24 protein-coding genes are annotated in these 25,665 nt (G+C 71.4%); 12 read left to right on the top strand and 12 right to left on the bottom strand.

Features of this window, described 5'->3' with window-relative positions:
• Window positions 1-89: 89 nt before the first annotated feature.
• The 4 genes from C4K88_RS04825 to C4K88_RS04840 all read left to right on the top strand — a co-directional run bounded on the left by C4K88_RS04825 (window position 90) and on the right by C4K88_RS04840 (window position 2,831).
• On the top strand, window positions 90-515 hold the full coding sequence (locus C4K88_RS04825; protein ID WP_241521709.1) for a DUF3099 domain-containing protein: 426 nt from the start codon (window positions 90-92) through the stop codon (window positions 513-515).
• Between the two features lie 61 nt (window positions 516-576).
• Window positions 577-804, top strand: a complete 228-nt coding sequence (locus C4K88_RS04830) for a hypothetical protein (protein ID WP_104120797.1) — start codon at window positions 577-579, stop codon at window positions 802-804.
• A complete protein-coding gene (locus tag C4K88_RS04835) occupies window positions 805-1,632 on the top strand; it encodes an SURF1 family cytochrome oxidase biogenesis protein (protein ID WP_104120504.1) in 828 nt (275 codons plus the stop codon). It abuts the gene before it with no gap.
• Window positions 1,633-1,823: 191 nt separating this feature from the next.
• Window positions 1,824-2,831, top strand: a complete 1,008-nt coding sequence (locus C4K88_RS04840) for an NAD-dependent epimerase/dehydratase family protein (RefSeq protein ID WP_104120505.1) — start codon at window positions 1,824-1,826, stop codon at window positions 2,829-2,831.
• Between the two features lie 11 nt (window positions 2,832-2,842).
• On the opposite strand, the gene C4K88_RS04845 is transcribed toward C4K88_RS04840, so the two are convergent.
• Window positions 2,843-4,441: an ABC-F family ATP-binding cassette domain-containing protein gene (locus C4K88_RS04845; protein WP_104120506.1), complete on the bottom strand. Its 1,599-nt coding sequence runs from the start codon at window positions 4,439-4,441 to the stop codon at window positions 2,843-2,845.
• A 166-nt stretch (window positions 4,442-4,607) separates the two neighbouring features.
• On the opposite strand from C4K88_RS04845, the gene C4K88_RS04850 reads away from it, so the two are divergent.
• From C4K88_RS04850 to C4K88_RS04860, 3 genes are read left to right on the top strand one after another with little or no spacing between them, the layout of a single operon-like run.
• Window positions 4,608-5,249, top strand: coding sequence for a biotin transporter BioY (locus C4K88_RS04850; RefSeq protein WP_104120798.1), 642 nt, complete (start codon window positions 4,608-4,610; stop codon window positions 5,247-5,249).
• Window positions 5,236-5,934, top strand: a complete 699-nt coding sequence (locus tag C4K88_RS04855) for an energy-coupling factor ABC transporter ATP-binding protein (RefSeq protein ID WP_438502329.1) — start codon at window positions 5,236-5,238, stop codon at window positions 5,932-5,934. Before C4K88_RS04850 ends, C4K88_RS04855 begins: the two co-directional genes overlap by 14 nt.
• On the top strand, window positions 5,931-6,659 hold the full coding sequence (locus tag C4K88_RS04860) for an energy-coupling factor transporter transmembrane component T family protein (protein WP_104120508.1): 729 nt from the start codon (window positions 5,931-5,933) through the stop codon (window positions 6,657-6,659). Before C4K88_RS04855 ends, C4K88_RS04860 begins: the two co-directional genes overlap by 4 nt.
• Here C4K88_RS04860 and C4K88_RS04865 read toward each other — a convergent pair.
• From C4K88_RS04865 to C4K88_RS04905, 9 genes are all read right to left on the bottom strand, one after another.
• Window positions 6,649-9,090: an HAD-IC family P-type ATPase gene (locus C4K88_RS04865; RefSeq protein WP_104120509.1), complete on the bottom strand. Its 2,442-nt coding sequence runs from the start codon at window positions 9,088-9,090 to the stop codon at window positions 6,649-6,651. The genes C4K88_RS04860 and C4K88_RS04865 overlap by 11 nt on opposite strands.
• 42 nt (window positions 9,091-9,132) lie before the next feature.
• Window positions 9,133-10,830, bottom strand: coding sequence for an ABC transporter permease (locus C4K88_RS04870; RefSeq protein ID WP_104120510.1), 1,698 nt, complete (start codon window positions 10,828-10,830; stop codon window positions 9,133-9,135).
• Window positions 10,827-11,765, bottom strand: a complete 939-nt coding sequence (locus C4K88_RS04875) for an ABC transporter ATP-binding protein (protein WP_104120511.1) — start codon at window positions 11,763-11,765, stop codon at window positions 10,827-10,829. The genes C4K88_RS04870 and C4K88_RS04875 overlap by 4 nt, the downstream gene beginning before the upstream one ends.
• 142 nt (window positions 11,766-11,907) lie before the next feature.
• Complete coding sequence (locus C4K88_RS04880) at window positions 11,908-12,237, bottom strand: metal-sulfur cluster assembly factor (protein WP_104120512.1); 330 nt, start codon at window positions 12,235-12,237, stop codon at window positions 11,908-11,910.
• Window positions 12,238-12,297: 60 nt separating this feature from the next.
• Complete coding sequence (gene sufC, locus C4K88_RS04885) at window positions 12,298-13,065, bottom strand: Fe-S cluster assembly ATPase SufC (RefSeq protein WP_104120513.1); 768 nt, start codon at window positions 13,063-13,065, stop codon at window positions 12,298-12,300.
• Between the two features lie 66 nt (window positions 13,066-13,131).
• Complete coding sequence (locus C4K88_RS04890; protein WP_104120514.1) at window positions 13,132-13,491, bottom strand: non-heme iron oxygenase ferredoxin subunit; 360 nt, start codon at window positions 13,489-13,491, stop codon at window positions 13,132-13,134.
• On the bottom strand, window positions 13,491-14,828 hold the full coding sequence (gene sufD / locus C4K88_RS04895) for a Fe-S cluster assembly protein SufD (protein WP_104120515.1): 1,338 nt from the start codon (window positions 14,826-14,828) through the stop codon (window positions 13,491-13,493). The genes C4K88_RS04890 and sufD overlap by 1 nt, the downstream gene beginning before the upstream one ends.
• Window positions 14,829-14,830: 2 nt before the next feature.
• Window positions 14,831-16,303 carry a Fe-S cluster assembly protein SufB gene (gene sufB, locus C4K88_RS04900; protein ID WP_104120516.1) on the bottom strand — a complete coding sequence of 491 codons (1,473 nt, stop codon included), beginning with the start codon at window positions 16,301-16,303 and terminating at the stop codon, window positions 14,831-14,833.
• Window positions 16,303-17,163: a helix-turn-helix transcriptional regulator gene (locus C4K88_RS04905; RefSeq protein ID WP_104120799.1), complete on the bottom strand. Its 861-nt coding sequence runs from the start codon at window positions 17,161-17,163 to the stop codon at window positions 16,303-16,305. Before C4K88_RS04905 ends, sufB begins: the two co-directional genes overlap by 1 nt.
• 165 nt (window positions 17,164-17,328) lie before the next feature.
• On the opposite strand from C4K88_RS04905, the gene C4K88_RS04910 reads away from it, so the two are divergent.
• From C4K88_RS04910 to C4K88_RS04920, 3 genes are read left to right on the top strand one after another with little or no spacing between them, the layout of a single operon-like run.
• Window positions 17,329-18,279 carry an ABC transporter ATP-binding protein gene (locus C4K88_RS04910; RefSeq protein ID WP_241521711.1) on the top strand — a complete coding sequence of 317 codons (951 nt, stop codon included), beginning with the start codon at window positions 17,329-17,331 and terminating at the stop codon, window positions 18,277-18,279.
• On the top strand, window positions 18,276-19,070 hold the full coding sequence (locus tag C4K88_RS04915) for an ABC transporter permease (RefSeq protein ID WP_104120517.1): 795 nt from the start codon (window positions 18,276-18,278) through the stop codon (window positions 19,068-19,070). Before C4K88_RS04910 ends, C4K88_RS04915 begins: the two co-directional genes overlap by 4 nt.
• A 4-nt stretch (window positions 19,071-19,074) precedes the next feature.
• Complete coding sequence (locus C4K88_RS04920) at window positions 19,075-20,046, top strand: COX15/CtaA family protein (protein ID WP_104120518.1); 972 nt, start codon at window positions 19,075-19,077, stop codon at window positions 20,044-20,046.
• Window positions 20,047-20,067: 21 nt separating this feature from the next.
• Here the strand turns inward: C4K88_RS04920 and C4K88_RS04925 are convergent, their stop codons facing one another.
• Both C4K88_RS04925 and C4K88_RS04930 read right to left on the bottom strand, forming a co-directional pair.
• Entirely contained in the window at window positions 20,068-20,967 is a 900-nt protein-coding gene (locus tag C4K88_RS04925) for a dihydrodipicolinate synthase family protein (RefSeq protein ID WP_104120519.1), read from the bottom strand.
• Between the two features lie 43 nt (window positions 20,968-21,010).
• A complete protein-coding gene (locus C4K88_RS04930; RefSeq protein WP_104120520.1) occupies window positions 21,011-21,955 on the bottom strand; it encodes a heme o synthase in 945 nt (314 codons plus the stop codon).
• Between the two features lie 343 nt (window positions 21,956-22,298).
• Between C4K88_RS04930 and tkt the strand changes: the two genes are divergently transcribed.
• Both tkt and tal read left to right on the top strand, forming a co-directional pair.
• The gene (tkt, locus tag C4K88_RS04935; protein WP_104120521.1) at window positions 22,299-24,485 is read left to right on the top strand and encodes a transketolase; all 2,187 of its coding nucleotides are present in this window, start codon (window positions 22,299-22,301) and stop codon (window positions 24,483-24,485) included.
• Window positions 24,486-24,550: 65 nt separating this feature from the next.
• Window positions 24,551-25,660, top strand: coding sequence for a transaldolase (gene tal, locus C4K88_RS04940; RefSeq protein WP_174705210.1), 1,110 nt, complete (start codon window positions 24,551-24,553; stop codon window positions 25,658-25,660).
• Window positions 25,661-25,665 lie beyond the last annotated feature (5 nt).

A 25,665-nucleotide genomic window follows, 5' to 3' on the forward strand; every position in this document is an offset into this window, starting at 1 on the left:
GGACTGTCCCGACGATCCTAGCGGCGCATCCCTCGACTTCGGGAACGGGGCCCCGAATGAGACAATGGAGGGAGTCTTTCTGGAGTGTGATGAGTAAGCAAACGAAGCACAACGCAGACGTCCACAGCATCTCCGACGCTCGGGAATCGCACAGCGACGAGATGCGTACACGCATGATCCGGTACTCGGTGTCGATGAGCATCCGCCTCGTCTGCTTCGTCCTGGTGTTCGTGGTCCCCTACGTCTGGCTGCAGTGGGTCATGATCGCCGGAGCGGTGTTCCTGCCCTACTTCGCCGTGATCGTCGCGAACGGCGGCAGCGACACCAGCAACATCCGCCACAGTGATGCGCTGATCGACCGCGCCCCGGTGCGGGAGATCGAGGCGAAGGTCGTCGACGCCGGCCCTGACGACGGCGACGACGTCCTCAGCGGCGAGATCGTCGACGAGTCCGCGGATCCCGTGCATCACGGGTCGCACGCGGCGTCCCCGGGCAGGCCCGGCGCGCGTGACTGACCCGCAGGCCACCGGCCGGCCCGCGGCCGCAGCTCCCACCGCGGGCCTCGGCCTGTTCGGGATGCCGTCGGCCGAGGGCGGGCCTCCGGTCTGCTCCCGCAAGGGGTGCCGGAACGACGCCGCGTGGCAGCTGCTCTGGAACAACCCGCGCATCCACACCCCGGAGCGCCGGAAGGCCTGGGCGTCGTGCCCCGACCACGTGGCGTGGTTCGAGGACTATCTCCGGGATCGCGGGCTCTGGAAGCAGACCCTTCCCCTGACCGCCGACCGACCGATGGAGACTCGCTAGGTGTTCCGCTACTTCTTCTCCGCCCGCTGGCTCGGCTGGCTCGCCATGGTCGTGGTGCTGGCCGCCGGGTGCGTGGGTCTCGGGCGGTGGCAACTGGAGCGGCGCGAGGCCGTCGTGGAGGACATCCAGCGCATCGAGGCGAACTACGACGCCCCGCCGGAGCGCTACGTGCCGGGCGTCAACGGCTTCGACGCCTTCGATCCGGCCCGTGAGTGGACGCCGGTGACCTTCACGGGGACGTACGACGTCGACCAGCAGGTCGTGGTCCGCAACAGGCCCCTCAACGGCCAGCCGGGATACGAGGTCCTCACTCCCCTGCGCCTCGAGGACGGGACCGCCGTCATCATCGACCGCGGGTGGCTGCCCATCGGCAACGTCGAGGCAGGACGGCCGGACACGGTCCCGGCGCCGCCCGCAGGGACCGTCGAGGTCACGGCGCGGATCCGGCCGGGCGAGCCGGAGGTGAACCGGGGAGCCCCCGAGGGGCAGGTCGCCTCGGTCCATCTCCCGGCGCTCGCGGAGCGCCTGGAGTACCCCCTCCAGGACGCCGCCTACGGCCTGCTGGCGCTGGAACGGCCGGCGGCCGCCGAGACCCCGGTCGCCGCGCCGAAGCCATCCATCGACGAGGGGCCGCACCTGTCCTACTCCCTGCAGTGGTTCGCGTTCGGCGTCCTCGCCTTCGTGGGCCTCGGCTATGCCGCGCGGCAGCAGCGCAGGAGTGACGCCGAACGGGACGGCACTGCTCCCGACCGCCCGGTCCGCCGCCGTCGCCACCCCTCCGCAGAGGAGGAGGAGGACGCCATCCTCGACGCGCGGGGCATGCGCTAGGGACCGATCGCGGAGCCGGGACCGTCACCGCGGCTCTCCTCCGGAGGACCACGCACGATCCGGGGAGGACTGTCAGGTACCGCGTGCGGGTCTTCGGCCCCGGAGACGAGTGGCGCCCACCCGTTCGTCGGAGCTCCGGGCTCCGTAGACTCCAGTCGCGGGCGATCGAGCGTCCGAAACGGAGGGATTCAATGAGGACGACCATTGTGGGCGGCGCCGGGTTCATCGGCAGCCATCTGGCGGAGTATCTCCTCGGCGCCGGGGACACCGTCACCGTGCTGGATGATTTCTCCAGCGGCACTCCGCAGAATCTGAAGGGCTGCCGGGGCAATCCGGCCTTCACCCTCCACGAGGGCAGCAGTCGGGACGGGACAGCCGTCCGCCGGGTGGTCGATGGAGCGGACCGGGTCTTCCATCTGGCCGGCGCGAGTCGTCCGGAGCCCGACCGCGACCGCCCGCCCGGATCTTCCCACACCGGCGGTCAGGGCATCCGCGCCGTCCTCGACGCGTGCCTGGCCGCGGACACGGAGCTGCTTCTCGCCTCCAGCGGTAGGGTTGCCGGCACGGCCGCGGCGGAGCGATCGTCCGGCCTCCCGTCCGGCGGGCCGTCCACCCAGCGACGGGACGACGCCGTGGTCAGCAGCTCCGAGGAGGCCCTCGCGTACGCCCACTGGCACACCGACGGGCTCAAGGTCTCCATCGTCCGGCTCTTCACCGTCGCGGGGCCCCGCCAGACCCGCCGCTACGGCGGGATCATCCCGGAGCTCGTGGCGTGCGCGCTGCGGAACGACCCGCTCCTCGTCCCCGGAGACGGCCGGCGGGCCCGCTGCTACTCCTATGTGGGGGACATCGTCCCGGCCATGGCCCGCATCATCGCCGAACCGGCAGCCCGGGGGCTCGTCCTGGACCTGGGCGGCGTCCAGGAGGTCTCCGACCTCGCACTGGCGCATCGGACGGTCCAGCTCCTGGGCAGCCGCAGCAGGATCACCCTCGTCCCGGACGGCGGCTCCCCCCGCACCGCCGAGGACACCCGCTGCGGCGCCCCGGACTGTACGCTCGCCCGGCGCCTCGCCCGGTTCAACCCGGCGTGCTCCCTGGACACCATCATCCTCAAGGTGGCGAAGGACGTCCTGTCGGCCGCCGCGAACGGAGTACACGCAGCGGGCGTCCCGCTCCGTGAACCCGCCCTGGAAGGGTAGTCGCGGAACCCCTAGGCGAGGGTGACCAGCTCCAGGTAGTCGTCGTTCCAGAGGTCCTCGACGCCGTCCGGCAGGAGGACGACCCGCTCGGGGTCGAGGGCGTCGACGGCGCCCTCGTCGTGGCTGACCATGACCACGGCACCGCTGTAGTTCTTGAGGGCGCCGAGGATCTCGGCCCGGCTGGCGGGGTCGAGGTTGTTCGTCGGTTCGTCCAGAAGGAGCACGTTCGCCGAGGACGCCACGATGGTCGCCAGGGCCAGGCGGGTCTTCTCGCCGCCCGAGAGCACCCCGGCGGGCTTGTCGACGTCGTCGCCGGAGAACAGGAAGGACCCGAGGATGCCGCGCACCTCGGCGTCCTGCATGTCCGGGGCCGAGGACTTCATGTTCTCGAGCACCGTGCGCTGCGTGTCCAGGGTCTCGTGCTCCTGCGCGTAGTACCCGACCTTCAGGCCGTGGCCCGCGACGACCTTGCCCGTGTCCGGGGCGTCGACGCCCGCGAGCATCCGCAGCAGGGTGGTCTTCCCCGCACCGTTGAGCCCGAGGATCACCACCTTCGACCCGCGGTCGATGGCGAGGTCCACATCGGTGAAGATCTCGAGGGAGCCGTAGGACTTGCTCAGTCCCTCCGCCGTCATCGGCGTCTTGCCGCACGGCGACGGCTCGGGGAAGCGCAGCGCGGCTACACGATCAGAGGTGCGGACGGCGTCGAGGTTGCCGAGCAACCGTTCGGCACGCTTGGCCATGTTCTGGGCGGCGACGGCCTTCGAGGCCTTCGCCCGCATCTTGTTCGCCTGGTCCATGAGGACGTGCGCCTTCTTCTCGGCGTTGGCGCGCTCGCGCTTCCGGGCACGCTCGTCGGTCTCCCGCTGGATCTGGTAGCGCTTCCAGCCCATGTTGTAGATGTCGATGGTCGCGCGGTTCGCGTCCAGCTGGAACACCTTGTTCACGGTCGCCTCGAGCAGCTCCACGTCGTGGCTGATGACGATCAGGCCGCCCTGGTGGTTCTTCAGGAACTCCCGGAGCCAGGCGATGGAGTCGGCGTCGAGGTGGTTGGTGGGCTCGTCGAGGAGCATGGTCTCGGCGCCGGAGAAGAGGATGCGGGCGAGTTCCACGCGCCGGCGCTGGCCGCCCGAGAGCGTCTTGAGGGGCTGGTTGAGGATCCGCTCGGGCAGCGACAGGTTCGAGGAGATCGACGCCGCCTCGGCCTCGGCCGCGTACCCGCCACCGGCGAGGAACGCCGCCTCGATGCGGTCGTAGCGGGCCATGGCCTTGTTGCGGACCGAGGTCTTGTCGCTGGCCATGTCCTCCTGCGCCTGGCGCAGCTCGCTGACCACCTCGTCGAGGTTGCGGGCCGAGAGGATGCGGTCGCGGGCGAGCTGCTCCATGTTCGGGGTCCGGGGGTCCTGGGGCAGGTAGCCGATCTCCCCGGACCGGGTGACCGTGCCGCCAGCCGGGAGCGCCTCACCCGCGAGCACCTTCGTGAGCGTCGTCTTGCCGGCGCCGTTGCGCCCCACGAAGCCGATCTTGTCGCCCTTGTCGACGCGGAAAGACACCTCGTCCATGAGCAGGCGGGCACCCGCTCTCAGCTCCAGGTTCGATACGCTAATCACGGTGTGGCCTTTCGGTGGTGCCGGAGACGGCGTTGTTGTAGGAATCCCACAAAGGATCCCCGGATGACCGGCGCTAGTCTCGGTACAGAAGCAGTGACGGCTGGAGGAAGTCGACGAATCACCGGAGCAGCCGGTGCGACTCCGGCCCGCTGAAGGAGCGAGTGCCATGCAGCCAGCCGAGAAGATCACCGCCGACCCGGTCCGCAGTCGCCCGTCCTCCGGACGCCTGTCCGGACGACGGTGGGATGCCACCGATCTCTCGCTGGTCGCGGTCTTCGCCGCCCTCATTGCCGCCCTCGCAATCCTACCCGGTATCCCGATGGGCCCGCTCGGGGTGCCCATCACGCTGCAGACCCTCGGGGTCATGCTCGCGGGGATCGTCCTCGGACCGGCGCGCGGCACGGCCGCCGTCCTGCTTTATCTCGTCGCCGGGCTGATCGGACTCCCGGTGTTCAGCGGGTTCAGCGGGGGCTTCGGCGTGCTCGCCGGGCCGTCCGCGGGCTACCTCGTGGCGTTCCCCCTCGCGGCCCTCGTCGCCGGGCTCCTCGCCGTCGTCGTCCTGCGCCGGCAGCGGTTCCGGGTTCCCCTTCTCTTCCTGGCGTGCCTCTCGGCGAGCCTGGTGACCATCCACCCCCTCGGCATCGCGGGCCTCATGGTCAACGCGGGCCTGCCCCTGCCGGAAGCCGTGGCCGTCGACGCCGTCTACCTGCCGGGCGATGTGCTCAAGAACCTCCTGGCCGCGGTCATCGCCGTCTCGGTGCACCGCGCCTTCCCCCGGCTCCTCGCCGGGCGCGCTGCCCGTGATTGAGTTCGCCGGCGCAAAGGTGCGCGTGGAGGGTGGGCGGACCATCCTCGACGCCACCGCGACGCTGCGCGAACGGCGGGTCTCGGTGATCGGCGCCAACGGGTCCGGCAAGTCGACCCTGCTGCGCCTGATCAACGGCCTCCTCGTCCCGTCGGCCGGGTCGGTGAGCGTCTTCGGTCGGGACACCCGGACGGCGGGGCGCGCGGTCCGGCGCGCCGTCGGCTTCGTGTTCACCGATCCCCTGTCGCAGCTCGTCATGCCCACAGGGCGCGAGGACGTGGAACTGTCCCTGCGCACCCGGAAGCTGCCCCCTGCCGAGCGCCGCCGGCAGGCCGGGGACGTTCTGAGGCGCTTCGGCGTGGACCACCTCGCCGACCGCAGCATCTACGACCTCTCCGGCGGCGAACGGCAGATCCTGGCACTCGCCGTCGTGCTCGCCGTCGAGCCGCGGATCCTCGTGGCCGACGAACCGACCACGCTCCTGGACCTGCGCAACGACGCCCGGGTCCGGGCCCTCATCGCCGGCCTGGAGCAGCAGGTCGTCTTCACGACGCACAACCTGGACTTCGCCCTCGAGGCCGACAGGACGCTCGTCGTCGACGCCGGTGCCGTCGTCTTCGACGGGGCGCCCGCCGACGCCGTCGCCCACTACCGCGCGCTCGTCGGAGGGCCGGTGCACGGCCCGTGAGGGGTTTCGGCAGCACGATGGGCCTCTACGAGCCCGGCCACGGCTTCCTGTACCGGACGCCGCTGCCCGTCAAGGCCGCCGGGTCCCTCGCGTGCGCCGGCGTCGTGCTCGCCTGGCGCTCACCGTCCGTCACCGGCGTCGCGCTGCTCCTGACCCTGGCCGTGCTGATGGTCGGGGCGCACCGCTCCCCCGCCCGGATCCTCCGGATGCTCCTCCCGGCGGCACCCGTCCTCGTGATCCTCGCCCTCTACCAGGTCTGGCTGCAGGGGTGGGCCGCCGCGTTCGGCGTCGTGGGCGGGATCATCGCCTGCCTGCTCGCGGCGCGGGCCCTGACACTCACGACCCCCGTCCAGGACATCCTCGACGGCGTGGTCCGGCTGGCCGGCCCCTTCCGGGTGCTGGGCGCCCAGCCGGAGCGCTTCGCCCTCGCCCTGTCCGTCATGCTGCGCAGCATCCCCTACCTCGCCGGACTCTTCGTCGACGTCCGGGACGCCGCGAAGGCCCGCGGCCTCGACCGCGACCCGCGGGTCGCCGTGACCCCGCTCGTGATCGGCGCCGTCGCGTATGCCCACAGGACGGGCGAGGCCCTGGCGGCGCGGGGCCTCGGGGACCACGACGACGGGAGCGGTGACGACGACATCGATGGAGTCGACATCGATGGAGGTGACGGTGACATTGATGGAGGCGGCGCCGGCAGCGGCGACGGGAGCCGGGTCAGGACCTGATCCGCCGGTGCACGAGCTCCAGCACGACACTGGCCGCGAGGGACACGGCGAGCGCGACGAGCACCAGCTGCGGCGGGGGGACCTCGAGCTGGAGGAAGGCCCGGGCGGCAGGCAGTGCGAGGAGCAGGGGCAGGCCGGCGTAGGCGGCGACCACGATGCCCGCGGTGGTCCTGGTGAACGGTCGTGCGATCACGACGAGCACCCAGAGCGCGCTCAGCGTCAGCGTGATGACCGCGGCGGTCTGGATCTGCGTGGTGGAGGCACCGGCGGGACCCCGGGCGTACGCGACGACGCCGAACACCGCGAGCGCCACCACGATCCCCGACGGGACGCACCACCGGCCCACGCGCCGCAGGAGCCCCGGACGGTAACGCCGGGTGTTCGGCAGGAGCCCGAGCACCAGCGCCGGGAGTCCGATGGTGAGCCCGTCCACGACGGCCAGCTGCCGCGGGAGGAACGGGAAAGGCCACAGCAGCACCGCGAAGACCAGGGCGAGCAGGACCGCGTACACGGTCTTGGACAGGAACAGCTTCGCGAGCCGCTCGACGTTCGCGATCACCTGCCGGCCCTCTGCCACGATCCCGGGAAGCCGGGCGAAGCCTCCGTCGAGGAGCACGAGGTTCGCGACGGCCCTCGTCGCGGGGGCGCCGGAACCCATCGCGATGCCCAGGTCCGCGTGCTTGAGCGCCAGGGCGTCGTTGATGCCGTCCCCGGTCATCGCCACGGTGTGCCCGAGGGACTGCAGCGCGAGCACCATGGCCTTCTTCTGGTCCGGCGAGACCCGGCCGAAGACGTTCCCGGTCCTGAGGACCCCGGCGAGGGCGGCGGGGTCCTCCGGGAGCGAGCGGGCGTCCACGCCCGACGACGCGCCGGGCAGGCGCACCTCCCGGGCCACCGCGAGGACGGTGCCGGGATCATCGCCGGAGATGACGATCACCCGGACGCCCTCCTCGCCGAAGTAGCGGATCGTCTCGGCGGCGTCGGGGCGGACGCGCTCACGCAGCACCGCCATCGCGACGGGGCGGAGGTCCGCGGGCAGGGCCGGCGCCGTCCTCCCTCCGGTCCGGGGTAGCGGCCGGCGCGAGTGCGCGAGGATCAGGGTCCTGCTCCCGGAAGCGGCGACCGCCGCGGCCTCCGCCACGACACCGCTCTCCCGGCCGTCCGCGCCCAGCACCACATCGGCGCCGCCGAGGACCCAGGAGCCGTGCAGTCCGCCCCCGGCGAACTGCGCGCCGCTCCACCGGTGACGGCTGGAGAACGCCACCGTGGCCTCCGGCGGCGCGCTCCCGGACCGGACGGCGGGGACCCCGGCGCCGATGGCCAGCGCGGTGGTGTTCGCCGCCGGGTCCGCCGCGAACCAGGCGAGCGCCTGCTGCCACCCGGCGGGCGCGCCGTCCACCGCTTCCAGCCGGTCCAGGGCGAAGGACCCCTCGGTCAGTGTCCCGGTCTTGTCGATGCACAGGACGTCGACACGGGCCAGCCCCTCCACCGCAGCGAGCTCGTGGATCAGCACGCGTTGCCGGGCCAGGCGCGCCGCGCCGACCGCGAGTGCCACCGAGGTCATGAACACCAGGCCCGCGGGCACCATCGCGTTGATGCTCGCCACGGCGGTGATGGTCGCCTCGCGCCATGCTCCGCTCGACAGGGCGGCCGGCCATCCGCCCGCCGCCTGCATCTGGCCGTTGACCACGAGGACCGAGAGGGGCACCAGCCCGAGGGAGATCCACCGGATCACCCGGCCGATCGACCGCCGCAGCTCGCTGTCGACGAGCGAGAACCGCCGGGCCTCCGACGTGATCCTGGCGGCATAGGACGCGGCGCCCACACCGGTGACCCGCGCGAACCCCGTCCCCGCGACGATCGTCGACCCGCTCATCAGCGCTCGCCCGACCGTCACGGCCACGGGGACCGCTTCGCCGGTGAGGAGCGACTCGTCGATCTCCAGTCCGCGGCCTTCGACGAGTACGGCGTCCGCCGGTACCTGCTCCCCGGGGCGGAGCACGAGCAGGTCGTCGAGGACGACGGCCTCGACGGCGCACCCGACGTCGACGCCGTCGCGGCGCACGAACGCCCGGGGGGCCTCGAGCACCGCCAGGCGCACGAGGGCACGCTTGGCGGTGTACTCCTGGACCACGCCGATGAGGGTGTTCGCGACGATGAAGAACCCGAACAGGGCGTCCTGCCATGCGCCGAGGAGCACCAGGGCGAGGAAGCACGCGCCGACGACCACGTTGAAGAGGGTGAGCACGTTGGTCCGCAGGATGCCGGCGAGGGAGCGCCCGGTGGAGTCCGGGCCCGTGTTGGCGAGCCCCGACTCCGTGCGGTCCCGCACCTCGGCTGCGCTCAGCCCGGGCCCTGCGCTCGCCGTCGGGGGCCTGCCCTCCCGGCCGGCCCTGCTCGCCGGCGCCCGGCGGGTCCGGTCAGCAGCCATCCACCCGGCGGACGGTATACCGTGTCCGCGTGCCCGACGTCCTCATGGCGTAGCCGGCTGCCAGCGGAACCGCCGGATTGCCAGGGCCCCGGCGGCCGTGGCCCAGACGGCCAGCACGAGGAGGTCCAGCCACGGTACCGGTGCCGCCGCGCCCTCCCATGCCGCGGCCAGCCCGTTCTGCAGGTGCTTGAGGGGGAACAGCGAGCCGACGGTGGCCATCCAGTCCGGGCCGTCGATCAGGAACACGTCCGAGAAGAAGGAGAGGAGGAACAGCACCGCCAGCCCTACGGTGCCGACGGCCCGCGCACTGGGCACCAGCGTGGTCAGCAGCAACCCGCAGGCCGCCAGGCTGAGTGCCCCGACGAGGAGGACCACCAACCCGAGCAGCAGCCCGGCCGGACCGATGCGCAGGCCGTACGCGGCGGCGCCGAGCAGGAGGATGGCGGTAAGGATGACGAGGGTGAGCACGAAGCCCGCGACGGTCCGTCCGGCGAGGTATCCCGGAAGAGGCAAGGGCGTCCCCCGCATGCGTTTGAGCAGGCCGGTGTCGCGCGCCCGGGCGACACCCTCCGGGAGGTTCATGAACAGGGCCACCCCCGCACCCCAGGTGACCATGCTGGCGCCGACGACCAGGGCCGCGGGCCGACCGTCGGTCAGGGTGTCGCCCGGCTGGACGGTGACCAGGAGTGAGAAGAGGCCCACCGGCATGACGACCGAGAAGAACACGTCCCCGGGCCGGCGGGCAGCACCACGGAGGGCCGCCCGGGACTGGCCGGCGAGAACCGCGAGGGCGGAGGGCCGGCGGACCCGCGGACGCCCCCTGGTCGCCTGCCCGTCCGTCGTCCTCCGCGCCTCCAAGGACGACGGAGGCGCGGACGACCCGGGCGGGGTCGGCCTGACCGGCTGCCGCTGCACGGGTCCGGCGGAGCGGGACCGGTAGCGCTCCCAGCGGAGCGCGCCGAGGCCGATCACCGTGCCGGCGACCAGCCACACCGCGATGACCGCGAGCCCTGCCGGGTCCCACCCGCGACCGGGGAGGTAGGGGTTGAACTGGTCCCGCAGGGCGTCGGCGTAGGGCTTCAGCGGGAACACGGACGCGACGGTGTCGAGCCAGGCCGGCAGGGTCGCTCCGACGAAGAAGAGCCCCGAGATGAAGGAGAGCACCACGGCCGAACCGATCGAGGCGGCCTCCGCGATGGACGCCGTACGGCTCAGTGACCCGATCGCGAGGCCGACGGCCGAGAACGCCGTGGTTCCGAGGACCAGCGTGACCGCCATGGCGAGGAGCGTCTCCGTGCGCAGGCGGACCTCGTAGAGCAGGACGCTGAGCAGGACCGTCACCAGGAGGGCGCCGAGGGCGAACAGCAGGGCCGCACCGATCCGCCCGACGAGGTAGCCCCAGGCGGGAAGAGGGGTGCCGTGGAGCCGCTTCAGGACCCCGGTCTCCCTCGCCTCCGCCACCGAGATCGCCACCGGCGGCAGGGTGGCGAAGAAGGTGCCCATCGCGATCGCGGTCGGTGTGGCGAACTGCATGACCCGGACGCCGTCGGGGCCCACGGCGTCGTTGCCGGCAAGCAGGCCGAGCAGGAGGAGCCAGAGCAACGGCATCACGAAGGTGAAGACCAGCACCACCTGCGTCCGCCAGAGCGCGAGGACGGCGTGCACCAGCTGGTCGCGGGCCATGGACGCGGCGCTGACCCGGACGGCGCTGCCTCGTAGGGCGCCGCCGACGCCCATCATGCCCTCCCCGGGCGGACCGCGGTGTCCTCCCGCTCGACGGCTGCCGAGCCGACGAGCGCCAGGTAGGCGTCCTCGAGCGAGGGACGGCGGACCTCCAGGGCAGGGATCTCGATCCGGCGGTCGAGCGCCCAGCCGGAGAGGGCGTGCAGCACCGCGGCGGGCTCCGCCGTGGACAGCGTCCAGCCCGCTCCGTCGGCGACGGGCATGCTGCCCAGCTCGGGAAGCTCGGCCGCGGGGGTCCCGCGCGGCAGGCGGAACGAGATGACGACGCTGCGCTGCCCGGCGGTCAGCTCCGCCGGGGTCCCGACCGCCACGATGCGGCCCTCGACCATCACGGCCACGCGATCGGCGAGGTGCTCCGCCTCGTCGAGGTAGTGCGTCGTCAGGAGCACGGTCTTCCCCGTGTCCCGCAGGCCTTCCACCAGGCCCCACGCCCGGTGCCGGGCGGAGGGGTCGAATCCGGTCGTGGGTTCGTCGAGGAAGAGCATCTCGGGGTCCCCCACCAGCCCGAGCGCGAGGTCGAGCCGGCGGCGCTGGCCCCCGGAGAGGGTCCTCACGCGCGCCTTCCGCTTGCCGGTGAGCCCGACCGTCTCGATCAGGGCGTCCGCCGGCACGCGGCGCGGGTAGAGGCCGCGCTGCAGGTTCACGAGCTCCAGGACGGTGAAGTCCTCCTCGAACCCGGCGTCCTGCAGCACGATCCCGATCCGCTCGAGGAACGCCCGGGCGTGCGTCGCCGGATCGAACCCGAGCACCGACACCGTGCCGCTGTCCGCCCGCCGATGCCCTTCCAGGATCTCGACGGTGGTCGTCTTCCCGGCACCGTTCGGCCCGAGGAGGGCGAACACCTCCCCGGCCTCCACGGTGAAGGACACGCCGTTCACCACGACGAGGTCGCCGTAGGACTTGCGGAGCTCGTGGACCTCTACCGCGGCCATCCTGTGTCCCCCTGGTCGTTGGTTCGCGACCAACGCTAGGGCCCCCGGGACACGCCGATCAGGGCCGAAGGACCCCCGATCGACGGCGGAAGGGCGGTCCCAGCCGCTGCTGGAACCGCCCTTCCGTCCTGCCGTCGGACGCTCAGATGTTGAAGCCGAGGGCCCGCATCTGGTCGCGGCCGTCCTCGGTGATCTTCTCGGGACCCCAGGGCGGCATCCACACCCAGTTCAGGCGCCACTCGTCCACGACGCCGTCGAGCGCCTGGCCCACCTGCTCCTCGAGCACGTCGGTCAGCGGGCACGCCGCGGTGGTGAGGGTCATGTCGATCAGGAGGGCGCCGTCCTCCGCGTACTTCAGGCCGTACAGGAGGCCGAGGTCGACGATGTTCACGCCGAGCTCCGGGTCGATCACGTCCCGCAGCGCCTCCTCGATGTCATCCAGCGCGGTCTGCGCCTGCTGCACGTCACTCATCGAATTCTTCCTCTCGGGCTGGTGTTCTGCGATCGGCGCGCAGGACGCGCCGGGTGGGTCCTAGGCCTCGACTGCGGCCTCGGCCGTGAAACGATCGTAGCCCTCGTCCTCGAGGCGGTCCGCGAGTTCCGGTCCGCCCTGTTCGGCGATCCGGCCGGCGACGAAGACGTGCACGAAGTCGGGCTTGATGTAGCGCAGGATCCGCGTGTAGTGGGTGATGAGCAGCGTACCCATCTCCCCCTTGCCGTGCTCGCGGTTGACGCCCTCGGAGACCACCTTCAGGGCGTCGACGTCGAGGCCGGAGTCGGTCTCGTCGAGGATCGCGAACTTGGGGCGGAAGAGTTCGAGCTGGAGGATCTCCACGCGCTTCTTCTCGCCGCCGGAGAAGCCCTCGTTGACGTTGCGCTGGGCGAAGTCCGCGTCGATGCGCAGCTGCGCCATGGCGGTCTTGACGTCCTTGGTCCAGTGGCGCAGGCTCGGGGCTTCGCCGTCGAGGGCCGTCTTGGCCGTGCGCAGGAAGTTCGTCATGGTGACGCCGGGCACCTCGACCGGGTACTGCATGGCGAGGAACAGCCCGGCGCGGGCCCGCTCGTCGACGCTCATGGACAGGACGTCCTCGCCGTCGAGGGTGATCGTGCCACTGTCGACCTTGTACCGGGGGTGGCCGGCGATGGTCGACGCGAGGGTCGACTTCCCGGACCCGTTGGGGCCCATGATGGCGTGGGTCTCGCCGGTGTTGATGGTCAGCGTGACCCCGTTGAGGATGGGGATGTTGCCCTGCTCGGTGTCGATGCTGACGTGCAGGTCCTTGATTTCAAGTGTGGACATCGTGTTCTTTCTCCTTCGCCTGGCTGTGCAGGAGGTGTTCAGCAAGTAGGTGGGTGGGGTGGGCCGTCAGCCGAGCTGCGGTGCGGCCGCCCCGTTGGTGACCGTCGTGACGTCGACGTAGACGTTGCCGTCGTGGATCGCCAGGGCGAACACCGGGACCGGCTCGTACGCGGGCAGCTGCAGCGGGGCGCCGCTGCGCAGGTCGAACTGCGAACCGTGGCCCCAGCACTCGATGGCGCAGCCCTCGACGTCGCCCTCGGACAGCGAGATGTCCGCGTGCGAGCAGGTGTCGCCGAGCGCGTGGATCTCGCCCTCGGAGTCGCGGACGACGACGACGGGGTAGTCGTCGATGAGGACGCGCAGCGCCTGCTTGACCTGGATGTCGTCGACACTGCAGATCAGCTCACCGCGGGGCGCCTCGGACATCAGAGGTTGCCTGCCGCGAGCTCGCGCTCGACCGACTCCGAGAGCCGCTCCTCGAGCGCGGGGACCTTGATCTGCTGGATGACCTCGGTGAGGAAGCCGCGCACCACGAGGCGGCGGGCCGCCTTCTCGGGGATGCCGCGTGCCATCAGGTAGAACAGGTGCTCGTCGTCGAACCGGCCGGTGGCGCTGGCGTGGCCGGCACCCTCGATGAGGCCCGTCTCGATCTCGAGGTTGGGGACCGAGTCCGAGCGCGCGCCGTCCGTGAGGATCAGGTTGCGGTTGGTCTCGTAGGTGTCCGTCCCCTCGGCCGCCTTGCGGATGAGGACGTCCCCGACCCACACGGTGTGCGCATCCTGGCCCTGCAGGGCGCCCTTGTAGGTCACGCGGGACTTGCAGTTGGGGACGGCGTGGTCCACCAGGAGCCGCTGCTCGAGGTGCTGGCCGGCGTCGGCGAAGTACAGCCCGTACATCTCGACCTCGGCGCCGGTGGCGGTGAAGATCGACGACGGCGTGAGGCGCACGAGGTCGCCGCCGAGGCTGACGACGACGTGCTTGTAGCGGGCGTCGCGTCCCACCTTCGCCTGCTGCGAGGACACGTGCACGGCGTCGTCGTCCCATTCCTGGACGCTGACGACGGTGAGTTCCGCGCCGTCGCCCACCACGATCTCGACGTTCTGGGCGAGCGTGACCGAGCCGGTGTGGTCCAGGACCACGACGGCCTTCGAGAAGGCCTCGGCGTGGATGAGGATGTGCTGCGCGGCGGCGGCGGGCGAGGTACCCGTGACGGCGACCATCACCTCGCCGTCGGCCACTGTCTCCCGGGGGACGGTGATGACCGTGGCCTCCGTGAAGGCGTTCCAGGCGGCGGCCGCGACGCGGTCCTCCGGGGTGGCGGAGGCGCCGAGCCGGGCGTCGCTGCGATCGACGGTCTCGACGGTGACGTTGCCGGCGCCCGTGACGGAGACGGCCGGGGCCGCACCCGTGAGGGGGTCGGTGTGCAGGCCGCGGAGGCGCTTCAGCGGGGTGAACCGCCAGTCCTCCTCGAGTCCGGTCAGCGTCGGGAAGTCCGCGAGGTCGAAGGACCGTCGGCGCTCGCCGCGCGAGGCCTCCGGGACGACGGGCGCGTTGCCGTGGCTGTGCTTCTTGAAGCCGAGCTGCTCGACCCCGTCGTCGCCCCCGGGCAGGCTCTCGCCCTCCTCGGTGAAGCCGTCGATGACGGCGCGGGTGTCCACCGTGTCGGAGGGAGCACCTATGCGTGCCTTGTCGGCGGCACGTCCGAGGTCGGTCCGCTCCCCCTCGGACGTGGTGTCGGGTGAAATCTGGGTGGTGTCAGCCATTGCTAGCCCACGGCCCCTTCCATCTGCAGTTCGATCAGCCGGTTCAGCTCGAGCGCGTACTCCATGGGCAGTTCCCGGGCGATCGGCTCGATGAAGCCGCGCACGATCATGGCCATGGCCTCGTCCTCGGGGAGCCCGCGGGACATGAGGTAGAACAGCTGCTCCTCGCTGACACGCGACACGGTGGCCTCGTGGCCCATGGTGACGTCGTCCTCGCGGATGTCCACGTACGGGTACGTGTCCGAGCGCGAGATGGTGTCCACGAGCAGCGCGTCACAGCGGACCGTGTTGGCCGAGTGGGTCGCACCGTCCCGCACCTGGACGAGCCCGCGGTACGCGGCACGTCCGCCGCCGCGCGCCACGGACTTCGAGATGATCGAGGACTTCGTGTTCGGCGCGATGTGCACCATCTTCGAGCCGGTGTCCTGGTGCTGTCCCTCGCCGGCGAAGGCGATGGAGAGCGTCTCGCCCTTGGCGTGCTCGCCGACGAGGTAGACGGCCGGGTACTTCATGGTGACCTTGGAGCCGATGTTGCCGTCGATCCACTCCATGGTGGCGCCCTCGTGGGCGATGGCGCGCTTGGTCACCAGGTTGTACACGTTGTTCGACCAGTTCTGGATGGTGGTGTAGCGGACGCGGGCGCCCTTCTTGACCACGATCTCGACGACGGCCGAGTGCAGGGAGTCGGAGGTGTAGATCGGGGCGGTGCAGCCCTCGATGTAGTGGACGTAGGAGTCCTCGTCCGCGATGATCAGCGTCCGCTCGAACTGGCCCATGTTCTCCGTGTTGATGCGGAAGTACGCCTGCAGGGGGATCTCGACGTGCACGCCCTTGGGGACGTAGACGAACGAGCCGCCCGACCATACGGCCGTGTTCAGCGACGCGAACTTGTTGTCGCCCACGGGGATGATCGTGCCGAAGTACTCCTTGAAGATCTCGGGGTGCTCGCGCAGCGCGGTGTCCGTGTCGAGGAAGAGGACGCCCTGGCGTTCCAGGTCCTCGCGCAGCTGGTGGTAGACCACCTCGGACTCGTACTGGGCGGCGACGCCGGAGACCAGGCGGGCGCGCTCCGCTTCGGGGATGCCGAGCTTCTCGTACGTGTTGCGGATGTCCTCGGGGAGGTCCTCCCACGTGTTCGCCTGCTTCTCGGTGGAGCGCACGAAGTACTTGATGTTGTCGAAGTCGATGCCGGAGAGGTCCGCGCCCCAGGCGGGCATGGGCTTGCGGTCGAAGTACTTGAGGCCCTTGAGGCGAAGGTCGAGCATCCACTGGGGCTCGTTCTTCTTCGCGGAGATGTCGCGGACGACTTCCTCGCTGAGGCCGCGGCGTGCGTTGTCGCTCGCCTCGTTCTTGTCCGCCCATCCGTACTGATAGGTCCCGATGCCTTCGAGCTCGGGGTTCTTCTCGAGGATGTCGCTGATCACCGACTCCGGCACTGCCGTTGCAGCGGGCGTGCGGTCTACTTGATCCGTCATCATGGCCTTCCTTGCTGATGGATGGATAACGTTGCTGGGATGCTGCGCGGAACGGCGTCCGGATCCGCCTGCGCGGGTCCGGGGGCGTCCGGGCCGACCGCCGCGGCCGGAGCCGCCGTCGTCCGTCCCAGGGGAATGTGGGTGGTGCAGACGTGCCCGCCGCGGGCCAGGGTGGAGAGCCTGCGCACGTCGACGCCGAGCAGGCGGGCGAAGACGGCGGTCTCCTGGTCGCAGAACGCCGGGAAGGCCGAGGCCAGTCCCTGGATGGGGCAGTGCCCCTGGCACAGCTGCACGCTGAGCATCACCGGGCGGGTCGGCGCCGGGGCGGTCCGTGGACCGCTGCCCTGCGGGGGGCCCACCGTCCTGGTGGACCCGACGAAGCCGTCGGTGGTGAGGGCACCGGCGAGGGCCTGGGCACGGTCGGCGAGGTCGGGGCCCGCGGCCTCGACGATCGGCCGGTAGCGCTCCTCCATGCCGGAGAACCGCGTGCGGGCGAACTCCTCGATGGCCTCCGGGCCCGCGGCCTCGCCGAGCTGCGCGAGGGCCGCGACGGCGATGTCGAGGTAGTCGTTGCCCATCGTGGACTGGCCGCGCCGGCTGAGCACGTAGCGCCGGGCAGGACGCCCCGCACCGGTGGCCGCGCTGCGCACGCGCTTGACCTCGATGAGGCCGTCGGAGGAGAGGGCGTCGAGGTGGCGCCGCATGGCGGCGGGCGTGAACCCGAGGCGGTCGCCGAGTTCGGCGGCACTGACCGGTCCTCGTTCCAGGACGGCCGAGAGCACGCGGTCGCGCGTGCGTTCGTCGGGATCCGGGGAGACGATCTGCGCGGTGGGCGTGGACGTCGGGGCGTCACGGAGCACGGCCGCCGGGGTGGTGGCACGGGGTGATGCGGTCACGGTCCATTCCCTCCGTCGGCGACAAAATACACAACACAAGCATGACCTAATGTATTCCGTCCCACCACTTAGGCGAGGCTATCCATCGGGCCCCGTCGGAGGGCCTACTACCTGCCGTAGAATAAGCGGGTGCCGACATCTTCCCCCGCCCTCGAGATCGACGGTCTCGTCAAGGACTTCGGGCCCGTCGGCGCCCTCGACGGCCGGATGGTCCGCGTGCTCGACGGCGTCAGCCTCCGCGCCGAGCGCGGCGCCGTCACCGTCCTGCTGGGCGCGAACGGTGCCGGCAAGACGACGACCCTCGAATGCGCGCAGGGCCTGCAGCGCGCCGACGGCGGGCGGGTCCGCCTGCTCGGCGAGGATCCGTGGCGGGCCACGCCGCAGCTGCGGGCGCGCGTCGGCGTGATGCTGCAGGACGGCGGGCTGCCGCCGTCGGTGCGCCCGCTGGCCCTCCTGCGCCACGTCGCCTCCATGTACGCCGACCCCCTGCCCGTGGACGCCCTCGCCGGGCGCCTGGGCCTCGACGCGTTCGGCGCCGTGTCCATCCGCCGGCTCTCCGGCGGGCAGAAGCAGCGCCTGGCCCTCGCCTGCGCCCTCGTGGGACGCCCCGAGGTGGTGTTCCTCGACGAGCCGAGCGCCGGCCTCGACCCGCAGTCCCGCACCATCGTGTTCGACATCATCCGGGAGCTCCGCGCCGACGGCCTGGCCGTCATCCTCACCACCCATCTGCTCGACGACGCGCAGCGGCTGGCCGACTACGTCTTCATCGTCGAGGGCGGCCGTACCGTCGCCGAGGGCACGGTCGCCGAGCTCACGGCGGACACCGAGGCCGACGGCACGCGGGAACTGCGCTTCGAGACCGTGCCGGGCCTGTCGTTCCCGTCCGATCTCCTCCCCCACCTGCTCCAGCGGGAGACCGAGCCGGGACAGTACGTCCTCCGCGGGCCGCTCACGGCCGACGACGTCGCCCGGCTGGCCCGGTGGTGGGACGCGTGCGGCGTGATGCCGACGTCCATCTCCCTTGCCCCCCGCTCGCTCGAGGACGTCTTCCTCGACATCTCCGGACGGAGCATCCGATGACCCTCTCCACCCCGGCTCCCGGCGGGAGCCCGGTCCGCCAGGCCGGCGGCGGGACCGCAGCACCGCTACCCGCCCGGGTGCTGCGCCACGGCGCGTACGAGGCCCTGGGCATGCTGCGCAACGGGGAGCAGCTCGTCCTCGCGATCGTGCTGCCGCTCCTGGCACTCACGGCGCTGGTCCTCACGCCCGTGCTGGACGCCTACGGACCGGACCGCATCGACGTCGCGGCGCCCGGCGTCCTGGCCCTCTGCACCATGTCCACGGCCTTCACGGGCCAGGGCATCGCGACGGGGTTCGACCGCCGGTACGGGGTGCTGCGGTTCCTGTCGACGACGCCGCTCGGCCGCTCCGGGCTGATCCTCGGGAAGGCCGTCGCCGTCGCCGTGGTGCTCGCCGTCCAGCTCGTCGTGATCGGCGGGGCCGCCGTGCTGATGGGGTGGACGCCGGAACCGGCCGGCATCCTGCCGGCGGCCCTGCTGCTGCTCCTCGGATCGGCGGCCTTCACCGCGCTCGGCCTCCTCGTGGCCGGGACCCTCCGGCCCGAGGCGACGCTCGCGGTCACCAACCTCGTGTGGATCCTGCTCGCAGCCGCGGGCGGCGTGATCATCCCGGCGGCGAGCCTGCCCGCCGCCGCCGAGCCGTTCGTCTCGGTGCTTCCCTCCGCCGCCCTGGGCGACGGCCTCCGGGCCGCCCTCGTGGACGGCGTGTTCGACCCCATCGCGTGCCTGGTCCTCCTCGCCTGGGCCGCCCTCGCTAGCCTCGCGGCCATCCGCTGGTTCAAATGGAGCTGACAGCATGACTCTTCCCGCGCTCTCCCGCCTCGCCGGCGCCCTCCCCCGCACCACCACGCCCGTGGTGCGGCGGCTGGCCGTCGCCTCCCTCGTCTCCCAGATCGCGATCGTCGTGACCGGCGGCGCCGTGCGCCTCACCGCGTCGGGGCTCGGGTGCCCGGAGTGGCCGCGCTGCACCGCCGACTCCATCGTCACCACGCCGGAGATGGGCTTCCACGGGGTGATCGAGTTCGGCAACAGGCTCCTGACCTTCGTCCTCGTGATCATCGCCGTCGCCATGATCGTCTCCGTGCTCGGCATGCGCCGGGAGCGCAAGGACCTGTTCCGCCTGTCGATCGGCCTCTTCCTCGGCATCCCCGCGCAGGCCGTCATCGGGGGCATCACGGTGTGGACGGGACTGAACCCCTGGATCGTGGGCCTCCACTTCGTGGTGTCGATGATCCTCGTCGCCGTCGCGACGGTGCTCGTCAACCGCGCACGCCTCGAGATGGAGCAGTACCGGACCGGGCGTGCGCCCGCCGCACCGCCGCTGCTCCGCCAACTGCTGGTGACCTCCACCGTGCTCACGTCGATCACGATCCTCCTCGGCGTCGTCGTGACCGGGTCCGGCCCGCACGCCGGCGACCACGGTGCCGCCCGCAACGGGCTCGACTCCGACCTGATGACGCGCCTGCACGCCCTCCCGGTGTACCTGCTGGTCGCCACGGTGGCCCTCGCCGTCGTCGTCGCCTACCGCGCCGGCGTCCACGCGAAACTGCGCAAGGCGCTGGTGCTGCTCGCGGTGATCGTGCTGGTGCAGGGCGCCGTCGGGTACGTGCAGCACTTCCTGCACCTGCCCATCGCGCTCGTGGCGCTGCACATGCTCGGGGCGTCCCTGCTCATGGCCGCCGCCGTCCACGCCCACTACACCGGGACCACGCGAAAGACCCTGCCGGGCACGCCGGCCGCCACCCGGGTGCCGCAGACCGTCTCCTAGGAGACGGGCCGGCACCCGCGGTCAGGCGTCGTCGAACGCCGCCTCGAGGACGTCGAGCAGCCGCCCGAGCTCACGGAGCTCGGAGCCAGGGCTGGGCAGCAGGGGCGGGCGGGGATCCCCGGCGGAGACGCCGCAGGCGCGGGCCAGCAGGTGCAGGCCGCTGATGCTGCGCAACCCGGCGACGTGGTCCACGAGGGGCGCAAGGACGCGCCGGACCCGCTCCGCCTCCGTGCGGTCCCCGGCGACGACGGCCGCCCGGAGCCGCGCGTAATAGGCGGGCAGGAGCGCCGCCGGCCCGCTGTGCCAGGCGTCGGCGGCCACTTCTCCGGTCATCATCAGGCGGTCGCCGCTCACACCGTGGCTGAAGGGCGCGGACACCAGCCGGGCCAGCTCGGCGTGCCGGGCGTTGAACGTGACGGCGTCCGCGGCAGTGTCCTTGAACGCCACGACGTCCGGCAGCGACGACAATTCGGCCACCACCTGCAGCGAGTAGTCGAACTGCGTGGTGCCGGGGTTGTTGTACAGGCAGATCGGCAGGTCCGTCGCCTCGTCCACGGCCCGGACCTGCGCCAGGACCTCGTCGTCGGTGAGGGGCACGTAGGAGACGGGTGAGAGCACGAGGCCGGCCGCTCCCGCCTCCTGAGCGTCCGTGGCGGCCTCGAGCACCTCGCGCGTGCCCACCGAGCTGATGCCGACGGCCACCGGGAGCCGGCCGTCGACGGCGTCGATGACGGTGCGCGCCACCCGGGCCCGTTCGGCGCGGTCGAGGTAGGCGAAGCTCCCGGAGGAACCGAGGACGGCCACGGCGTCGACCGCCGAGGAGGCGAGGCCCTCCGCGAGGCCTCGGAGGTCCGCGGTCGCGACGGCGCCGTCCGGCAGGAACGGGGTGAGGGGGTAGGCGATCAGGCCGGTGAAGTCCATGGGTGCAAGCCTAGGGCCGGCATGCTCATCCCGCACCGCGGGATCAGGCCAGGATCGCCGATCCGACGAAGGGGTCGACGGCCAGGGCGAGGAAGAGGACCGTGAGGTAGCTGATCGAGCCGTGGAAGACCTTCATCGCGGCCTTCGGGTGCAGCTCGCCGCGGTGGGCGAGCGAGTGCAGCCGGTGGGACTCGCGGATGAACCAGGCGCCGCCGGCGACCGCGGCGATCGCGTAGACCCAGCCCGCGCCGGCGGGGATGAGCAGGAGCGAGCAGGCCACCATGGCCCACGCGTAGAGGACCACCTGGACGGAGACCGCACGGGCTCCGGCGATCGCGCCGAGCATCGGGACGTTGGCGGCGTTGTAGTCGTCGCTGTACTTCATGGAGAGCGGCCAGTAGTGCGGGGGCGTCCACAGGAAGATGATGAGGAACAGGACGACGGCGGGCCACTCGACGGCGTTCGTGACCGCGGCCCAGGCGATGAGGACGGGCATGCAGCCGGCCGCGCCGCCCCAGACGATGTTCTGCGAGGTGCGGCGCTTGAGGACGAGCGTGTAGACCACGACGTACAGGAAGATCGCCGCGACGCCCAGCGCCCCGGCGAGCGGGTTGGCCCCGAACCAGAGCACGGCGATCGCCACGACGCCGAGGATCCAGGAGAAGACGAGCGCCTCCCGCGGCGTGACCTCGCCGGTGACCAGGGGCCGGTTCTCGGTGCGGTGCATCAGCTTGTCGATGTCACGGTCGATGTAGCAGTTGAACGCACCCGCGCTTCCTGCGGCGAGGGCGCCACCCACCATGGTCGCCAGGATCAGGCCGACGGGCGGGAATCCCCCCTGCGCGAAGATCATCGTGGGAAGGGTGGTCACCAGGAGGAGTTCGATGACGCGCGGCTTGGTGAGCGCGAAATAGGCCTTCGCTTTGCGACCGAAACCCTGACGGGCCTGCGGTGGACGTGCCGTGGCAGGAGCCTGCTGGGTCTTCACAAGGCAACACTTTCGTTTCTTCCGGAGTGGAGGACAAGCTCCATCATACCCTTTTACGTCCTGTAGAAATCGGCGGCGGGATCCGTCCAGCAACCCCCTCGCCACGACGGCGCCGTGCGCCGGTGTCGCAATGTTCCGCTCCCACGTCCGGCAGCAGGGCGGACGGGATAGTGTGGGACGGAAAGCCCGCTGCGGAAGCACGCCCGGAATAAGCAGTCCCGGCCCAGTGCTGTCCCCAACGGGTCCGACATATGCAGGATTCAATGGTGAACGGCCGGCCCGACGGCGTGCCCGAAGCACGCCCCCGTCACTGGCCGTCCCGGACAGAGAGGGGCCCGGAAACGTGCCACAGACGCAAACGCAGGAACTGACCTGGACCGACCTCGACCGCAAGGCGGTCGACACGGCCCGCGTCCTGGCGGCGGACGCCGTCGAGAAGGTGGGCAACGGACACCCGGGAACGGCCATGAGCCTGGCGCCGGCGGCCTACCTCCTGTTCCAGAAGGTCATGCGGCACGACCCCTCGGACCCGGAGTGGACGGGACGCGACCGGTTCGTGCTCTCCCCGGGCCACACCTCGCTCACCCTCTACGTCCAGCTCTTCCTCTCGGGCTACGGCCTCGAACTCGACGACCTGAAGGCCCTGCGCACCTGGGGTTCCCTGACCCCGGGCCACCCCGAGTACCGCCACACCAAGGGTGTGGAGATCACCACCGGCCCCCTCGGCCAGGGACTCGCGACGTCCGTCGGCTTCGCCTACGGCCAGCGCCGCCAGCGCGGCATGTTCGACGCCGACGCCCCCGCGGGCACCAGCCCCTTCGACCACACCATCTGGGTCATCGCCTCCGACGGCGACATGCAGGAGGGCGTGACCGCCGAGGCGTCCTCGCTCGCCGGCCACCAGGAGCTCGGCAACCTCGTGGTGATCTACGACGAGAACCACATCTCCATCGAGGACGACACCGACGTCGCCTTCACCGAGGACGTCCTGAAGCGCTACGAGGCCTACGGCTGGCACACGCAGCGCGTGGACTGGACGAAGACCGGTGAGTACGTCGAGGACGTCGCCGAGCTGTACTCCGCGCTCGTCGCCGCGAAGAACGAGACCTCGCGCCCGAGCATCGTCTCGCTGCGGACCATCATCGGGTACCCGGCGCCGAACAAGCAGAACACCGGCAAGATCCACGGCTCGGCCCTCGGCACGGACGAGGTCGCGGCGCTGAAGGAAGCCCTCGGCTTCGACCCCGAGAAGCACTTCGACGTCGACCCGGAGGTCCTCGAGCACGCCCGCGGCGTCGTCCGGCGCGGCGCGGAGGCGCACAGCGCCTGGCAGGAGGGCTTCGACGCCTGGAAGGCCGCGCACGCCGACGAGGCGGCCCTGCTCGAACGCATCCAGGCACGCACCCTGCCCGAGGGCTGGGAGGCGAGCCTGCCGACGTTCGAGTCGGGCAAGGACATGTCCACGCGCGCCGCGTCGGGCAAGGTCCTCACCGCGATCGGCCCCGCCCTCCCCGAACTGTGGGGCGGCAGCGCCGACCTGGCGGAGTCGAACAACACGACGATCGAGGGATCGCCGTCGTTCATCCCGGCCGGCCGCCAGACGAAGTCCTGGTCCGGCGACCAGTACGGGCGCGTGCTGCACTTCGGCATCCGCGAGCACGCCGCCGCGGCGATCGTCAACGGCATCGTGATGCACAGCAGCACCCGCGCCTTCTCCGGCACGTTCCTCATCTTCAGCGACTACCAGCGGCCGGCCGTGCGCCTCGGCGCCCTCATGGGCGTCCCGGCGATCTACGTCTGGACCCACGACTCCATCGGCCTGGGCGAGGACGGCCCCACGCACCAGCCGGTGGAGCAGCTCTCCTCGCTGCGCACCATCCCCGGGCTCGACGTCGTCCGCCCGGGTGACGCGAACGAGGTCGCCGTCGCCTGGCGCACCATCCTGGAGAACACCCAGAACCCGGCCGGTATCGTCCTGACGCGCCAGAACATCCCCACGTACGAGCGGGGCGAGGGCGCCGCCCAGGGCGGGACGTTCGGCTCCGCCGAGGGCGTCGCGAAGGGCGGCTACGTGCTCGCCGAGGCGAAGGGTGGCTCCCCCGACGTCATCCTCATCGGCACCGGTTCCGAGGTGCAGCTCGCCGTCGAGGCCCGCGCGGCCCTCGAGGCCCAGGGCATCGCGGCTCGTGTCGTCTCGATGCCGTGCCTGGAGTGGTTCAACGCGCAGGACGCCGCGTACCGCGAGAGCGTCCTGCCCCGCGCCGTCCGGGCCCGCGTGTCCGTCGAGGCGGGCGTCGCGCAGAGCTGGCACGGGATCGTCGGCGACGCCGGCCGCACCGTGTCCCTCGAGCACTTCGGCGCCTCGGCCGACTACAAGACCCTGTACCGCGAGTTCGGCATCACGGCGGACGCCGTCGTCGCCGCGGCGCAGGACTCCCTGGAGGCGGTCGCCTCCGATCCCCTGGCACCCGCCGGGACCCCGGCCCTGCCGTCGGGCCACCGCGCCACGGAAACCGGCGACCAGCAGTAACTCCCCCGATCCGTTCCAACCGTCCAGCACATCTCTTCCGCGGAAGCGGACAAGGAGCACACATCATGACTACACCCACAGCTGATCTCTCCGCCGCCGGCGTCTCCATCTGGCTCGACGACCTCTCCCGGGAGCGCATCAACTCGGGCGCGTTCAAGCACCTCATCGAGGACCTCGACGTCGTCGGCGTGACCACCAACCCGAGCATCTTCGCGGCGGCCCTGAGCAAGGGCGAGTCCTACGCCTCCCAGGTGGGCGCCCTCGCCGAGGCCGGCGCCGACGTCGACCAGGCCGTCTTCGACATCACCACCCACGACGTCGCCCAGGCCTGCGACATCTTCGCGGCGGAGGCCGAGCGCACCAACGGCGCCGACGGGCGCGTCTCGATCGAGGTGGACCCTCGGCTGTCCCGCGACACCCAGGGCACGATCGCGGAGGCCAAGCGCCTGCACGCGAAGGTGCAGCGGACGAATGTCCTGATCAAGATCCCGGCGACGGTCGAGGGCCTCGAGGCGATCTCCGCGACGCTCGCCGCCGGGATCAGCGTCAACGTCACCCTGATCTTCTCCCTCGAGCGCTACCGCGCCGTCATCAACGCCTTCATGATCGGGGTGGAGCAGGCCAAGGAGAACGGACACGACCTCTCGAAGATCCACTCCGTCGCGTCCTTCTTCGTCTCCCGCGTGGACGCCGAGATCGACAAGCGCCTCGACGCGATCGGCACGGAGGAGGCCACGGCGCTCAAGGGCAAGGCCGGGCTCGCCAACGCCCGCCTCGCCTACCAGATCTTCCAGGAGCAGTTCTCCTCGGAGCGCTGGCAGGTCCTGAAGAACGCCGGCGCCAATGCGCAGCGCCCCCTCTGGGCGTCGACCGGCGTCAAGGACCCGAACCTGCCGGACACCCTCTACGTCACGGGCCTCGTGGCACCGGACGTCGTCAACACGATGCCCGAGAAGACCCTCGAGGCAACGGCCGACCACGGGGTCGTCGAGGGCGACACCGTCACCGGCACCTACGACGCGTCGAACGAGATCCTGAACCGGCTCGACGCGCTCGGCATCTCCTACGACGAGGTCGTGGAGCAGCTCGAGACCGAGGGCCTCGACAAGTTCGTGGCCAGCTGGGGCGAGCTCCTCGAGACCGTCCAGGCCGCCCTCGACGCGGCGAAGGGCTGATCCCG

It is taken from the genome of Arthrobacter pityocampae (genome assembly GCF_002927275.1).
GTDB classification, from domain to species: Bacteria; Actinomycetota; Actinomycetes; order Actinomycetales; family Micrococcaceae; genus Arthrobacter_D; species Arthrobacter_D pityocampae.

Excerpts from the sequence above, each read along its gene's own strand:
- C4K88_RS04825 (WP_241521709.1), top strand. The coding sequence starts at position 90 with ATGAGTAAGCAAACGAAGCACAACGCAGACGTCCACAGCATCTCCGAC.
- C4K88_RS04880 (WP_104120512.1), bottom strand. The coding sequence starts at position 12,237 with ATGAGTGACGTGCAGCAGGCGCAGACCGCGCTGGATGACATCGAGGAG.
- sufD (WP_104120515.1), bottom strand. The coding sequence starts at position 14,828 with ATGGCTGACACCACCCAGATTTCACCCGACACCACGTCCGAGGGGGAG.
- C4K88_RS04850 (WP_104120798.1), top strand. The coding sequence starts at position 4,608 with ATGCAGCCAGCCGAGAAGATCACCGCCGACCCGGTCCGCAGTCGCCCG.
- tal (WP_174705210.1), top strand. The coding sequence starts at position 24,551 with ATGACTACACCCACAGCTGATCTCTCCGCCGCCGGCGTCTCCATCTGG.
- C4K88_RS04875 (WP_104120511.1), bottom strand. The coding sequence starts at position 11,765 with ATGGCCGCGGTAGAGGTCCACGAGCTCCGCAAGTCCTACGGCGACCTC.
- sufB (WP_104120516.1), bottom strand. The coding sequence starts at position 16,303 with ATGACGGATCAAGTAGACCGCACGCCCGCTGCAACGGCAGTGCCGGAG.
- C4K88_RS04870 (WP_104120510.1), bottom strand. The coding sequence starts at position 10,830 with ATGATGGGCGTCGGCGGCGCCCTACGAGGCAGCGCCGTCCGGGTCAGC.
- C4K88_RS04925 (WP_104120519.1), bottom strand. The coding sequence starts at position 20,967 with ATGGACTTCACCGGCCTGATCGCCTACCCCCTCACCCCGTTCCTGCCG.
- C4K88_RS04840 (WP_104120505.1), top strand. The coding sequence starts at position 1,824 with ATGAGGACGACCATTGTGGGCGGCGCCGGGTTCATCGGCAGCCATCTG.
- C4K88_RS04915 (WP_104120517.1), top strand. The coding sequence starts at position 18,276 with ATGACCCTCTCCACCCCGGCTCCCGGCGGGAGCCCGGTCCGCCAGGCC.
- C4K88_RS04890 (WP_104120514.1), bottom strand. The coding sequence starts at position 13,491 with ATGTCCGAGGCGCCCCGCGGTGAGCTGATCTGCAGTGTCGACGACATC.
- C4K88_RS04830 (WP_104120797.1), top strand. The coding sequence starts at position 577 with ATGCCGTCGGCCGAGGGCGGGCCTCCGGTCTGCTCCCGCAAGGGGTGC.
- sufC (WP_104120513.1), bottom strand. The coding sequence starts at position 13,065 with ATGTCCACACTTGAAATCAAGGACCTGCACGTCAGCATCGACACCGAG.
- C4K88_RS04920 (WP_104120518.1), top strand. The coding sequence starts at position 19,075 with ATGACTCTTCCCGCGCTCTCCCGCCTCGCCGGCGCCCTCCCCCGCACC.
- C4K88_RS04865 (WP_104120509.1), bottom strand. The coding sequence starts at position 9,090 with ATGGCTGCTGACCGGACCCGCCGGGCGCCGGCGAGCAGGGCCGGCCGG.